10 protein-coding genes are annotated in these 13,030 nt (G+C 64.0%); 6 read left to right on the top strand and 4 right to left on the bottom strand.

What is annotated here, in order from left to right:
* Positions 1 to 170: 170 nt before the first annotated feature.
* The 4 genes from speA to AC05QJ_RS04425 form a co-directional block, all read right to left on the bottom strand.
* Entirely contained in the window at positions 171 to 2,084 is a 1,914-nt protein-coding gene (gene speA / locus AC05QJ_RS04440; protein ID WP_476745775.1) for an arginine decarboxylase, read from the bottom strand.
* A gap of 201 nt (positions 2,085 to 2,285) precedes the next feature.
* Positions 2,286 to 2,657: a translation initiation factor Sui1 gene (locus AC05QJ_RS04435; RefSeq protein ID WP_476745774.1), complete on the bottom strand. Its 372-nt coding sequence runs from the start codon at positions 2,655 to 2,657 to the stop codon at positions 2,286 to 2,288.
* Between the two features lie 192 nt (positions 2,658 to 2,849).
* The gene (locus AC05QJ_RS04430) at positions 2,850 to 3,386 is read right to left on the bottom strand and encodes an NUDIX hydrolase (protein WP_476745773.1); all 537 of its coding nucleotides are present in this window, start codon (positions 3,384 to 3,386) and stop codon (positions 2,850 to 2,852) included.
* Positions 3,386 to 4,456, bottom strand: a complete 1,071-nt coding sequence (locus AC05QJ_RS04425; RefSeq protein WP_476745772.1) for a DUF2333 family protein — start codon at positions 4,454 to 4,456, stop codon at positions 3,386 to 3,388. The genes AC05QJ_RS04430 and AC05QJ_RS04425 overlap by 1 nt, the downstream gene beginning before the upstream one ends.
* Positions 4,457 to 4,741: 285 nt before the next feature.
* Between AC05QJ_RS04425 and AC05QJ_RS04420 the strand changes: the two genes are divergently transcribed.
* The 6 genes from AC05QJ_RS04420 (at position 4,742) to accC (ending at position 13,010) form a co-directional block, all read left to right on the top strand.
* Positions 4,742 to 6,358: a diguanylate cyclase gene (locus AC05QJ_RS04420; protein WP_476745771.1), complete on the top strand. Its 1,617-nt coding sequence runs from the start codon at positions 4,742 to 4,744 to the stop codon at positions 6,356 to 6,358.
* 110 nt (positions 6,359 to 6,468) lie between these two features.
* Positions 6,469 to 8,430 carry a methyl-accepting chemotaxis protein gene (locus tag AC05QJ_RS04415; protein ID WP_476745770.1) on the top strand — a complete coding sequence of 654 codons (1,962 nt, stop codon included), beginning with the start codon at positions 6,469 to 6,471 and terminating at the stop codon, positions 8,428 to 8,430.
* Between the two features lie 164 nt (positions 8,431 to 8,594).
* Positions 8,595 to 10,466 (top strand): protein-disulfide reductase DsbD, encoded by a 1,872-nt coding sequence (locus AC05QJ_RS04410; protein WP_476745769.1) that lies wholly within the window; start codon positions 8,595 to 8,597, stop codon positions 10,464 to 10,466.
* Between the two features lie 177 nt (positions 10,467 to 10,643).
* On the top strand, positions 10,644 to 11,096 hold the full coding sequence (gene aroQ, locus AC05QJ_RS04405) for a type II 3-dehydroquinate dehydratase (RefSeq protein WP_042127997.1): 453 nt from the start codon (positions 10,644 to 10,646) through the stop codon (positions 11,094 to 11,096).
* Between the two features lie 88 nt (positions 11,097 to 11,184).
* Positions 11,185 to 11,649 carry an acetyl-CoA carboxylase biotin carboxyl carrier protein gene (gene accB / locus AC05QJ_RS04400; RefSeq protein ID WP_476745768.1) on the top strand — a complete coding sequence of 155 codons (465 nt, stop codon included), beginning with the start codon at positions 11,185 to 11,187 and terminating at the stop codon, positions 11,647 to 11,649.
* 17 nt (positions 11,650 to 11,666) lie between these two features.
* Positions 11,667 to 13,010, top strand: coding sequence for an acetyl-CoA carboxylase biotin carboxylase subunit (accC, locus tag AC05QJ_RS04395; protein WP_476745767.1), 1,344 nt, complete (start codon positions 11,667 to 11,669; stop codon positions 13,008 to 13,010).
* Positions 13,011 to 13,030 lie beyond the last annotated feature (20 nt).

Raw genomic sequence — 13,030 nt, 5'->3', positions numbered from 1 at the left:
ATGAATCCGCTCCCACCGGATCCTAGTAGCCTAATGCTCTGCGCTTGACTGCGAGATGTGTAGATACCCATGCAGCGATGAGGTCGGCACAGACGACAGTGTCGGTCTGGAATGACGCCATCGCCGGCAAGCCGGCTCCCACAGGTCTTTGAGGCCGGCCAGTTGCAAGCTTACGACGACAGGTACGAAGACCGCGTCAGCCCCAAGCGCAGCGCATCGAGGAACTGGGTCCGCTCACGCGCCGTGATCCGCGCGCTGGCAACCTTGTCGCGGTAGTGGGTCATCAACTCCTCCGGCGACAGGTGCACGTAGCGCAGCATGTCTTCGATGGTGTCGTGGGTCTCGATGCCGGCGTGGTACACGCTGCCGTTCGGATTCTGGTAGATGTTCACCGAGTCGGTGTCACCGAACAGGTTGTGCATGTCGCCCAGGATTTCCTGGTAGGCACCGACCAGGAAGATGCCCAGCAGGTAGTCTTCACCCTCGTTGACCGAATGCACCGGCATGCTGGTCTCGATGCTCTGCTCGTCGACGTACTGGTTGATCTTGCCGTCGGAGTCGCAGGTCAGGTCTTGCAGTACGGCACGGCGCAGCGGCTCTTCGTCCAGGCGGTGCAGCGGGATGATCGGCAGCACCTGGCCGATGGCCCAGGTGTCCGGCAGGCTCTGGAACACCGAGAAGTTGCAGATGTATTTGTCGGCGAGCTTGTCGTTCAGTTCGTCCAGCACCTGGCGGTGCGAGCGCTGGCGCGCCTTGAGCGAGTTGTGCAGGCGCCGGCACACGGCGAAGTAGCACTGCTCGGCCAGGGCTTTCTCGGACAGGGTGATCTTGCCGTCGGCGTACTGGGCGGCCACGTCGCTCATGTAGTGGGTGGCGCGCCAGTAGGTTTCGGTGACCATCTCAAGATCGGTCGGGCCGAGCAGATCGGCCAGCCACTGCACGGTTTCCGGCAGGCTTTCCTTGTTCTCGATGGTCGGCACTTCGTCGTTGTGTTTCTCGACGTCGGTCACCTGCACCACCAGCACGGCATGGTGCGCGGTCAGCGAGCGGCCGCTTTCGGAGAAGATGTGCGGGTGCGGCAGGCCCTGGGCGTCGCAGAACTCCTTGAGCATGCCGACCACGACACCGGCGTAGTCGTCCATGTCGTAGTTGATGGAGCTGGCGTTGCGCGAGTGGGTGCCGTCGTAGTCCACGCCCAGGCCGCCACCGACATCGATGTGGTCCACCGGCAGGCCCAGCGCACGCAGCTCGCCGTAGTAGCGGATGGCTTCCTTGAAGCCGTGCTGGTAGTCGGCCAGGTTGGCGATCTGCGAACCCATGTGGAAGTGCAGCAGGCGGATGCCCTGGTCGAGACCGGCATCACGGAAACGCTGGACCACCGAGATCAGTTGCGCCGCCGACAGGCCGAACTTGGATTTCTCGCCACCGGTGTCCGCCCATTTGCTCGACGCCAGCGACGACAGACGCACCCGCAGACCGACCTGCGGTTTGACCTTGAGCTCGGCGGCCTCTTCGATCACCAGCGCCACTTCCGACTCTTTCTCGATGACGATGAACACGTTGTGGCCGAGTTTCTGGCCCATCAGCGCCAGGCGGATGAACTCGCGGTCCTTGTAGCCGTTGCAGACGATGGTGCCGCCCTTCGGCGCCAGCGCCAGCACCGCCAGCAGTTCCGGCTTGGAGCCGGCTTCCAGGCCGATGGAGACGTTCTGCGTGGCGATGATGTTCTCGATCACCGCTTCCTGCTGGTTGACCTTGATCGGGTACAGCGCGGTGTACTGGCTCTGGTAGTCCAGGCGCGCGATGTTGGCATCGAACGCGCCGGTCAGTTGGCGCACGCGGTCCTGCAGGATGTCGGGGAAGCGCACCAGCAGCGGCAGCGACAGGCCGCTCTTGCGCAGCTCGTCGACCTGCTCGAACAGGTCGATCGGGGCGCTGCCCGGGCCGTTGGGGCGCACTTCGACACGCCCGGCATCGTTGATGGCGAAATAACCTGCGCCCCAATGGCGAATCCCATAAACACTACGGCTGTCGGCCACGGTCCATTGGCTGCCATCGTCTTTGCGTGTGCGTCGTACGGACATCGAAGTCCCCTATTCAATAAAGTCAGGTAACACCGGCCAAGCGGGATGGCGCAGTGTAGAAAATGAAAATGACGATTTCCCCTGTTCAGGCATAGACCCTTCACAAGGCAACGAGTTTAGACGCCGGACGAAAAGTCCCCGGGTGCCCCGCCCCCTCGCCCGCCTGCGAAAGCAGCGAACGAACGACAACGAGGCGTGCAGTCAGCCGCCGGATTTTTTCGCTTTGAAACCCTGCTTGATCAGCTCGGCCAGCAGCAACTCGACGTGGTCGCCCTGGATCTCGATGACGCCGTCTTTCAACGCGCCACCGGTTCCACAGCGACGCTTGAGCGTGCTGGCGAGGTCCTTGAGCTGCTCCAGGGGGAGCGGAACACCGGTGATGGTGGTCACGGTCTTGCCGCCGCGGCCTTTGCTTTCGCGGCGCACGCGGGCGATACCATCACCTTCGGGGATGACCGACTGCTTGCAGGTGCAGGCATCGACGGGTTGGTTGCAGTCCGGACAGTGCCGACCTGCATCGGTGGAGAACACCAGGCCGCCGAGGGCGGAAAAGGATGAGGCTTTCTTGGCCACTTTTGATCCTCGCAGTTGAGGACAAAAAACTGGTCGCCGACCCGGACGGGCCACGACCGCGAAGCCCCACTCTGGCAGGGGCAGCGCACCTGCCACGACGAGGCGGCAGGGTGAAAAAGGCCGCGCAGTGTAACGGCAAATGTGCCGCTTGCTAAGTACAGGACTGCGCCATTTTGGACAATTTTCGCGACGTCAGGATTGACGGCCCAGGGCTCTCGCCAACGCGGCCAGCGAGTCGGGGCAATACGGCAGTGTCTGCGACTCTTCCCAGACCACCTCCGGGTTGACGAAACGGGCCTCGCTGACCTCCTCCGGCTGCAGCCGCAATGGCCCGTCCCAGACCGCCGAGAACACCGCACACCAGAGCCGGTTACCCGGCAGATCGAAGAAGAAGCGGTCGTGGGCGCGCAACGCCACGCCGCTCACGCCAAGCTCTTCTTCAAGCTCGCGCGCCGCCGAAGCTTCATAGTCTTCACCCGCCGCGACCATTCCGCCGGCGGCCACATCCCAGTAACCGGGATACAGCGCCTTGCTCAGGGTGCGCTTGTGGATGCACAACTGGCCGACGCCATTGAACAGCAGGATGAAGGTGCAGCGCCCGATCAACCCGCGCTCGCGCAGTTCGGCACGAGGCAGGTCGCCCAGCAGTTGATCGTCTTCGTCGACCCAGGCGACCCGCTCCAGGTCCGAGGCGGCCCGGTGCGCCGCCTCCGCTTGGCTGATGCTCATCAGCCCTGGGACAACAGTTGACGCAGGTCGATGACCGCCGCGTTGGCCCGGGAGATGTAGTTGGCCATGACCAGCGAGTGGTTGGCCCACATGCCGAAGCCGCTGCCATTGAGTACCATCGGGCTCCACAGGGCTTCCTGCGAGGCTTCCAGCTCACGAATGATCTGGCGCACGCTGACGGTGGCGTTCTTCTTGGCCAGTACGTCGGCGAAGTCCACCTCGATGGCACGCAGCAGGTGCGACAGCGCCCAGGCCTGGCCACGGGCCTCGTAGAACACGTTGTCGATCTGCAGCCACGGGGTTTCCACCAGTTCTTCGTCCACCTGCGGCGCCTGGCCGGGCACTACGGTTTCAGTCTTCAGTGTGCTGTTGAGCTTGACCCGGCCAACGCTGGCCGACAGGCGCTGGGACAACGAGCCCAGGCGCGTGGCGACATCGCCCAGCCAGTTGTTCAGGTTGTCGGCGCGGGTATAGAAGATGGCGCCCTGGTCACCAGCGGCCAGACGCGCCTGATAACGATTGAGCGACTTGATGCCTTCCTCGAACTCGGATTCGCTCGACGGCAGGATCCAGCTCTTGTTGTCGAAGTTGAAGCGCGGCTCGGCCTTGGCCAGATCGGCGTCTTCGGTGGACTGCGACTGCGAGCGGGCGAAGTCCTTGCGCAGGGCGCGGGACAGGTCGCGCACCTGGACCAGCACGCCGTACTCCCAGCTCGGCATGTTGTCCATCCACAGGCCCGGCGGGAAGCGGTCGTTGGAAATGTAGCCACCGGGCTTGTTCAGCAGGGTGCCGGCGACGGTCTTGAGGGTTTCGATGGTGGTGTAGCCAACCACCATCTGCTGGCCATTCTTCTCGGCAGCGGCCTGGGCGCCCTGCTGCACCGGGAACAGCGCCGGCTCCTGGCTCCAGTACCAGCCCAGGGCGATGGTCACCAGCAGATACAGGCCGACCACCACCCCCAGCGAGCGGCTCAGCAGGCCACGAAAGTAGCTGTCTTTGCGGGTGGAGCGGCCGGCGCTGCGATCCTCGCGCGCTTGCGCGCTGCCTGTACGGTTTTTCCAGTCCAGCATGGCGTTGTCCTTATCGGTCAGGGCATTTCCAGGGTTCGACCGCAACCTGCGGGCAATGGTGCCACGGCATCCGGAATTGTCCACGGATGCCCCTGCGCCGGGGCGGCCTGAGTGCCAGCACTATAAAGCAAGGGCAGCCGATCGCATAAGCGACTGTCCGGTCTGGAAATGAATGTGTCTCCGGCGTCAAAAAATTGATGCAAGGCACTCGTTTGCAGAAAAAGTAGTGCTAGCATAGAGCCATCACTCGAACTGCCTCACCTTTCCTTAAGAAGTAGTCAGGACATGACCGAGCCAGAAGACCCCAGCCGCGAGCGACTCAAGCAACACTTTGCCCAGCGGGTCATTCACCAGGCCCGGCAGATCCTCGAGATCTGGCAACGGCTGCAACGCAGCGAATGGTCCACCGGCGATCTGGGCGAACTGTGCGAAGCCAACCTGCGCCTGCAGCGCTACGCCGAGCGCTTCGAGCAGCCCGAACACAGCCAGCTTGCCCAGGCCATCGGCCAGACCCTCGAAGCGGTCGAGGCCAACAGCGCACGCCTGAGCAGCACCCTGATCAACGAACTCAACCGCCTCATGCAGCGCCTGTCGCGCACCGGTCTGCGCCAAGGCGATCGTCTGGAACAGACGCCGCTGCCGCCACTGCGCAAACCGGTCTATGTGATGCTGCAGGATCATGAGCGCGCCGAGCGCCTGGCCAAGCAACTGGAATTCTTCGGCCTGGGCGTGGAAGCACTGGACAGCGCCGACGCGTTCCGCGCCTCGATGAACGAGCGGCTGCCGTCGGCCATTGTCATGGACGTGGATTTCGGCGGTCCCGGTCTCGGTCTAACGCTGGCCGAGCAGGCCCAGCAAGGGCTGGAACAGCGCGTACCGCTGCTGTTCTTCAGCCTCCACGAAACCGATACGCCGACCCGCCTGGCCGCCGTGCGCGCCGGTGGCCAGGAATTTCTCACCGGCACGCTCGAGGCGTCGAGCCTGCTGGAGAAGGTCGAACTGCTCACCAGTGTCGCCCAGTACGAGCCGTTTCGCGTGCTGATCATCGACGACTCCCGCGCCCAGGCGCTGCATACCGAGCGCCTGCTGAACAACGCCGGCATCGTCACCCGCACCCTCACCGACCCGATTCAGACCATGGCCGAGCTGGCCGACTTCCAGCCCGACCTGATCATCCTCGATATGTACATGCCGGCCTGTACCGGTACCGAGCTGGCCAAGGTGATCCGTCACAACGACCGCTATGTCAGCGTGCCGATCATTTACCTGTCCGCCGAGGACGACCTGGACAAACAACTCGACGCCATGAGCGAGGGCGGCGACGACTTCCTGACCAAGCCGATTCGTTCCCGCCACCTCATCACCACGGTGCGCAACCGCGCCGCCCGCGCGCGCAACCTCAAGGCCCGGATGGTCCGCGACAGCCTAACCGGCCTGTACAACCACACGCATATCCTGCAACTGCTCGAAGACTGCAGTTTCCGCGCCCGCCGCGAAGAGCGGCCGCTGAGCTTCGCGATGCTCGACATCGACCATTTCAAGAAGGTCAACGACAGCCATGGCCACCCCATGGGCGACCGGGTGATCAAGAGCCTGGCGCTGTTCCTCAAGCAACGCCTGCGTAAGACCGATTTCATCGGCCGCTACGGCGGCGAGGAATTCGCCATCGTCATGCCCAACACCGATATCGCTTCGGCGCACAAAGTGCTCGACGAGATCCGTCGGCGCTTCGCCGAGATCCACTACCCGGCGCAGCCGCAGGACCTGTTCTGCACCTTCAGCGCCGGCGTGGTGGCGCTGAGCGACGAACTGGACGCGCTGAGCATGGCCACCGCCGCCGACGAAGCGCTGTACCGGGCCAAGGCCGCGGGACGCAATCAGGTGATTCGCGTCGAGCCATGAAGTCAAATGGCCACTTTTTTTGACCGGATGGCCCGCTTCGTCATAACCCCGTCATAAAAACGCAATAAGTTCAGTGACTTGCCACCATCCAGCCGTTGGTAGTCACGCCCATGCGCCTCAAGCTGCTCACCAATCTCAATACCCTGTTACTGGTTCTGGTCTGCCTCGCCCTGGGCGCCACCCTGTGGTGGTCGCAGCGCGCACTGGAGCGGCCCTATCTGCTGATGGAGCGTTACCTGGGCCTGTCCCAGCAGTTCCAGAACGAAGTGGCGCGCAACATCCAGACCTACCTCGCCAGCGGCGACGCCCTGCAGCATGCCACCGCCCTGCAGGCCACCCAGCAACTGCAGGAAGAACTGGGCCAATTGCCGGAGGAGCTGGCCCAGAGCGTGCGCCCGAGCCTGGACAGCCTCGCCGCCTTCACCAGCAACGAGCTGCTGGCCGCCGGCAAGCTGGCCGGTGATCCCCAGGCGCTGCTGCTGCAGGCCGAACGCGAACTGGGCGCCAACCTGGAGCAATGGCTGCGCTACAGCCAGAACAGCAACAACAGCGAGGCGCCCCGCTACACCCCACCGCTGTTCGAGGCCGGCCTGCACCTGAGCCGGCTGTCCCTGGCCCGCGACAAACTGGTGAGCAGTGGCCGCAGCGAACTGGCCGAGGAAGTCGAACGGGAGCTGAACCTGATCATTGCCCAGGCGAAGATCCTCGATGCGCTGCCCCTGCTGGGCGTCAAGGAAGCCAGCGCCTCCGGCTCCGATGACTTCGCCGCGATGATGGGCCTGGAAAGCGAGAGCAAGAGCGAGGCCGAAGACACCGCCATCGGCCTGCGCCGCGAACTGAACAGCCTGACCAGCCGTTATCCCGCCGAACTGCAGCGCACCCGCGAGCAGATCCAGCGCCGCGCCGAACTGGCCGCCACCACCCAGTCGCGCATCGCTGCCGTGCAACAGGCCATCGCCGACCTGGAGCCCGGGGTGCGCAGCCAGCACAGCCAGATCCAGGGCGAGGTGCGTCTGATGCAAGGTCTGATGATCGCCCTGATCCTGCTGATCGCACTGGTGATCGACCGCCTGCAGCGGCGCCTGGCACGGGTGCTGACCAACCTCGATCCGGCCTTGTCGGAATGGGCCAGCGGCGACTTCAGCAAACCCATCGCCCTGCCACCGAGCAACCGCGAGATGCACGACATCCAGGACTCGCTGAACCGCCTGCGCGACTACCTCGTTGAACTGGTCGGGACCATTCGCCACAACGCCGAGCAGGTCGCCGGCAGCAGCCACGCCCTGGCCGGCATGAGCAGTGCGCTGCATGACGGCGCCGAGCGCCAGGCCGGCGATACCGCGCAGATCCGCGATGCCCTCGGCGAGCTGGAGGCCACTATTGTCCAGGTTGCCGGCGACGCCAGCCAGGCTGCCGACGCCAGCCGCCAGGCCGGGGAAGCGGTGGAGCAAGGACAGGCGGTGATCGGCCAAAGCCTGACAGGGTTGCGCAAGCTGGTGGACGAGGTGCAAGGCAACGCACAGATGATCGAGGAACTGGCCCAGGAGTCGGCCACCATCGGCGGTGTGCTCACCGTGATCCGTGCCATTGCCGAGCAGACCAACCTGCTGGCCCTCAATGCCGCGATCGAGGCCGCGCGGGCCGGCGAGATGGGCCGCGGCTTTGCCGTGGTGGCCGAGGAGGTCCGTTCCCTGGCCCAGCGCACCACGGGTGCCACCGGCGAAATCCAGACGCTTATCACTCGCCTGCAACAGGCGGCGCGGGAGTCGGTGGACGGCATGCGCGCCCAGCTCGAACACGCCGAAGCCACCGCCAACCAGGCCCAGGCGGCGGACGGTGCGCTGGACGAAATCGTCACCGCGATCCAGACCATCGCCGACACCGCGACCCGCATCGCCGACGTCACGGCACAGCAGAGCGGCGCGGTCAGCGAAATCCGCGACCACAGCGAGCGGATTCACGACCTGGGCGAAGACAACCTGCAGCGGATCGGCGAAGGGCGGGACCAGGGTGAACAGTTGTTGCGCCTTGGCGGTGAGCTGAATACGGCGGTGCGGGCGTTCCGTTTGTAAGTAGCTTTCAGGGCCAGTGGGGCTTCAGCCGCGATCGGCGGCGCAGCCGTCGTAGAACCTGAGTCCGCGATTTTTCTGGGATACCGGGAGTACAGGTTTTGTGGCCGCTGCGCGGCCAATCGCGGCTGAAGCCACTCCCACCTGGAGTTGTGCCTGACTGCACGATGTGTAGATACCCATGCAGCGATGAGGCCATCAGCAACACGGCAAATCCCCGAGTCGGCTATCATGCGGGAATTTCCGCCCCACCCCGCGAGCCCATCATGCGTCGTCTGCTTTGCCTCCTGCTGCTGGCCCTTGCCCTGCCCGCAACGGCTACCGGCCTGTTCGACAGCCGCCCCAGCGCCACGCTGGGCGCTCCTTCCCTGAACAACAGCGCCGATTTCCTGCCGGTGCGCGAAGCCTTCAAGCTCAACCTGATCCAGGGCGACGCCCAGTCGATCAAGCTGCGTTTCGTTGCCAGCGAAGGCTATTACCTGTATCGCCACCGCTTCCAGTTCCGCACCGAGCCCGCCGACATCAAATTGGGCAGCGTCCAATTGCCGCAGGGCGAGGCCAAGCACGACGAGTTCTTCGGTGACGTCGAGGTCTACCATGGCATCCTCGACATCGACCTGCCACGCACCGACGACAAACGCCCCTTCACCTTGCTGGTCACCTATCAGGGCTGTGCCGACAAGGGCCTGTGCTACCCGCCTGAAACCGAACGCCTGAGCATCGACGGCGAAGGCGCCGCCGCCCCGACCAGCGCGACGCCCGCTAGTGCCGACAACCACTGGAAAAGCCTTCTGCTGTTCTTCCTCGCAGGCGTGGGCCTGACCTTCACGCCCTGCGTGCTACCAATGCTGCCGATCCTTTCCGGCGTGGTCCTGCGCGGCCAGGTCGGTGGCCTGCGCGGGCTGGCACTGTCGCTGGCCTACGTGCTGCCGATGGCCGCCTGCTTCGCCCTGCTGGGCGCGCTGATGGGGTTGTTCGGTGCCGGCCTCAACCTGCAGGCGCGCCTGCAATCGGCCTGGGTACTGGTGCCGTTTTCCTTGTTCTTCGTGGTTTTCGCCCTGGCGATGTTCGGCCTGTTCGAGCTCAAGCTGCCCCAGGCGCTGAACGACCGCCTCGACCGTCTCGCCGGCAAGACCAAGGGCGGTTCGCTGCTGGGCGCGGCCGTGCTCGGCGTGCTGTCGAGCCTGCTGGTTTCGCCTTGTGTTTCGGCGCCACTGGCCGGCGCACTGCTGTACATCAGCGCCAGCGGCGATGCCCTCGGCGGCGCCCTGAAGCTGTTCGCACTCGGCCTCGGCATGGGCGCCCCGCTGCTGCTGGTCGCCACCGGCGGCGCAGCCTGGCTGCCGAAAAGCGGGCCTTGGCTGGTCACGGTGAAAAACGCCATCGGCGTGCTGTTGCTGGGACTGGCCATCGGGCTACTCAGCCGCGTACTGCCTGGCGAAATCACCTTGTTGCTGGTGGGCCTGCTGGCCGCTGGCGTGGCGCTGTTCCTTGGCGCTCTGGAGTTCGGCAGCAAGACGCCGGCCCAGCGTCTGGCGCAGTTGCTCGGTCTGTTCCTGCTGGTCTACGCACTGGCCTGCTGGTATGGCGCACTCAGCGGCCAGAGCGACCCGCTGCGGCCCCTGCCGGTGGCCCACAACGCCGCGATCGCCCCGGCGGCTACGCACACCTGGCAGACCCTCAGCAGCCCCGCCGAACTGGACCGGGTGCTGGCCGAGGCCAAAGCCGCCGGCCAGCCGCTGGTGCTGGACTGGTACGCCGACTGGTGCATCAGTTGCAAAGTCATCGAGCATGAGGTGCTCAATGCGCCGAACGTGCTGCCATTGCTCAAGGAATACCGGCTGGTGCGCTTCGATATCACCCAAAGCAGCGCCGAACAGCGGGCCCTGCTCGACCGCTATCAGTTGTTCGGACCTCCCGCACTGCTGTTCTTCGCCGCGAACGGCAGCGAAAAAACCGAAGCCCGCGTGGTGGGCGAGACGAACGCCGGCGATTTCGCCCACCATTTGCAGCGCATCCGCGCCGATCTGCGTCTATAACTGCTGGGGCCGCAAAAAAACTGCGGCCAATGACCGGAGTTAACAAATTAGTCATATATTTCGCGCGAATCTCGGTCATCGTGCTGGCTATTGCAGTTAACTGGACAGTGCTCGGCTCTTTGCGGCATAGTCGCCGCGCTTGTATTCATGTCCTACAAAAAATCAAAGGATGCGCAGATGGCAACCCTACTGGTGCTGCACGGCCCCAACCTCAACCTGCTCGGTACTCGCGAACCCGGTGTCTACGGCGCCGTGACCCTGGCGCAGATCAACCAGGACCTGGAGCAGCGTGCCCGCGCCGCCGGCCACCATCTGCAATACCTGCAAAGCAATGCCGAATACGAACTGATCGACCGTATTCACGCCGCACGCAACGAGGGCGTGGACTTCATTCTGATCAATCCGGCGGCTTTTACTCACACCAGCGTCGCATTACGTGACGCATTGCTGGCGGTGAGCATCCCATTCATCGAAGTGCACCTCTCCAACGTGCACAAGCGCGAGCCGTTCCGTCACCACTCCTACTTCTCCGATGTCGCCGTGGGAGTGATCTGCGGCCTGGGCGCCAGCGGTTACCGGCTGGCCCTGGAGTCGGCCCTGGAACAACTGGCCGCCGGCGCAAAATCCTGAATAACGCGAGCCTGGCCCACGCCAGGCTTACAAGAACGTTTGAATCACGTTCATACGCCCCTGACCGAAACTTGGGAGTTGATGATTAATGGATATTCGTAAAGTCAAGAAACTGATCGAACTGCTGGAAGAGTCTGGCATCGACGAACTGGAGATCAAGGAAGGCGAAGAGTCCGTGCGCATCAGCCGCCACAGCAAGGCTCCAGCCCAGCAGTACTACGCACCGGCCCCTGTTGCCGCTGCCGTTGCGCCTGCCGCCGCCCCTGCCGCTGCCGCCGCTCCGGTTGCCGAAGCCGCTGCCTCTGCCCCGGCCCTGAAAGGCACCGTGGTTCGCTCGCCGATGGTCGGCACCTTCTACCGCAAGCCTTCGCCAACCTCGCCAAACTTCGCTGAAGTCGGCCAGACCGTGAAGAAAGGCGACACCCTGTGCATCGTCGAAGCCATGAAGATGATGAACCACATCGAAGCCGATATCGGCGGTGTCATCGACGCCATCCTGGTAGAAGACGGCCAGCCGGTTGAGTTCGACCAGCCGCTGTTCACCATCGTTTGAACCGCGGAGAGCCTGCGATGTTGGAAAAAGTTCTGATCGCCAACCGCGGCGAAATTGCCCTGCGTATCCTGCGTGCCTGCAAGGAACTGGGAATCAAGACCGTCGCCGTACACTCCACGGCAGACCGCGAGTTGATGCACCTGGGCCTGGCTGACGAGTCCGTGTGCATCGGCCCGGCCTCGTCCAAGGAATCCTACCTGCACATCCCGGCGATCATCGCCGCTGCCGAAGTCACCGGCGCCACTGCCATTCACCCTGGCTATGGCTTCCTGGCGGAAAACGCCGACTTCGCCGAGCAGGTCGAGAAATCCGGCTTCGCCTTCATCGGCCCGAAAGCCGACACCATCCGCCTGATGGGCGACAAGGTGTCGGCCAAGGACGCCATGATCAAGTCCGGCGTTCCGACCGTACCGGGCTCCGACGGCCCGCTGCCGGAAGACGAAGAAACCGCGCTGGCGATTGCCCGCGAGGTTGGCTACCCGGTGATCATCAAGGCCGCCGGTGGCGGTGGTGGTCGCGGCATGCGCGTCGTGCACAAGGAAGAAGACCTGATTTCCTCGGCCAAGCTGACCCGTACCGAAGCCGGTGCAGCGTTCGGCAACCCGATGGTCTACCTGGAGAAGTTCCTGACCAACCCGCGCCATGTGGAAGTTCAGGTTCTGTCCGACGGCCAGGGCAACGCCATCCATCTGGGCGACCGCGACTGCTCCCTGCAGCGCCGCCACCAGAAGGTTCTCGAAGAGGCGCCGGCACCGGGCATCGACGAGAAGGCCCGCCAGGAAGTCTTCGCCCGCTGCGTTCAGGCGTGCGTCGAGATCGGCTACCGTGGCGCCGGCACCTTCGAGTTCCTCTACGAGAACGGTCGTTTCTACTTCATCGAGATGAACACTCGCGTGCAGGTAGAGCACCCGGTTTCGGAAATGGTCACCGGTATCGACATCGTCAAGGAGATGCTGAGCATCGCCGCTGGCAACAAGCTGTCGTTCACCCAGGAAGACGTGGTGATCCGCGGTCACTCCCTGGAGTGCCGGATCAACGCCGAAGACCCGAAGAAGTTCATTCCGAGCCCAGGCCTGGTCAAGCACTTCCACGCGCCAGGTGGCAACGGCGTTCGCGTCGATTCGCACCTGTACAGCGGCTACAGCGTTCCGCCGAACTACGACTCGCTGATCGGCAAGCTGATCACCTACGGCAAAGACCGTGACGAAGCCATGGCACGCATGCGCAATGCCCTGGACGAAATCGTGGTCGACGGGATCAAGACCAACATCCCGCTGCACCGTGAGCTGGTCCGTGACGAGTCCTTCTGCAAGGGCGGCGTCAACATTCACTACCTGGAACACAAGCTGGCCAACGAATAACCGGCCTGCCGTGATCCACG

The organism is Pseudomonas sp. TUM25319 (genome assembly GCF_056388475.1).
The sequence above is the reverse complement of the archived record's forward strand: the minus strand, read 5'-3'. Positions and strand labels throughout refer to the sequence as shown.

What these genes read in the sequence shown, in the direction of transcription:
- speA (WP_476745775.1), bottom strand. Translation starts at nt 2,084, where the DNA reads ATGTCCGTACGACGCACACGCAAAGACGATGGCAGCCAATGGACCGTG.
- AC05QJ_RS04430 (WP_476745773.1), bottom strand. Translation starts at nt 3,386, where the DNA reads ATGAGCATCAGCCAAGCGGAGGCGGCGCACCGGGCCGCCTCGGACCTG.
- AC05QJ_RS04425 (WP_476745772.1), bottom strand. Translation starts at nt 4,456, where the DNA reads ATGCTGGACTGGAAAAACCGTACAGGCAGCGCGCAAGCGCGCGAGGAT.
- AC05QJ_RS04420 (WP_476745771.1), top strand. Translation starts at nt 4,742, where the DNA reads ATGACCGAGCCAGAAGACCCCAGCCGCGAGCGACTCAAGCAACACTTT.
- AC05QJ_RS04415 (WP_476745770.1), top strand. Translation starts at nt 6,469, where the DNA reads ATGCGCCTCAAGCTGCTCACCAATCTCAATACCCTGTTACTGGTTCTG.
- AC05QJ_RS04410 (WP_476745769.1), top strand. Translation starts at nt 8,595, where the DNA reads ATGTGTAGATACCCATGCAGCGATGAGGCCATCAGCAACACGGCAAAT.
- aroQ (WP_042127997.1), top strand. Translation starts at nt 10,644, where the DNA reads ATGGCAACCCTACTGGTGCTGCACGGCCCCAACCTCAACCTGCTCGGT.
- accB (WP_476745768.1), top strand. Translation starts at nt 11,185, where the DNA reads ATGGATATTCGTAAAGTCAAGAAACTGATCGAACTGCTGGAAGAGTCT.
- accC (WP_476745767.1), top strand. Translation starts at nt 11,667, where the DNA reads ATGTTGGAAAAAGTTCTGATCGCCAACCGCGGCGAAATTGCCCTGCGT.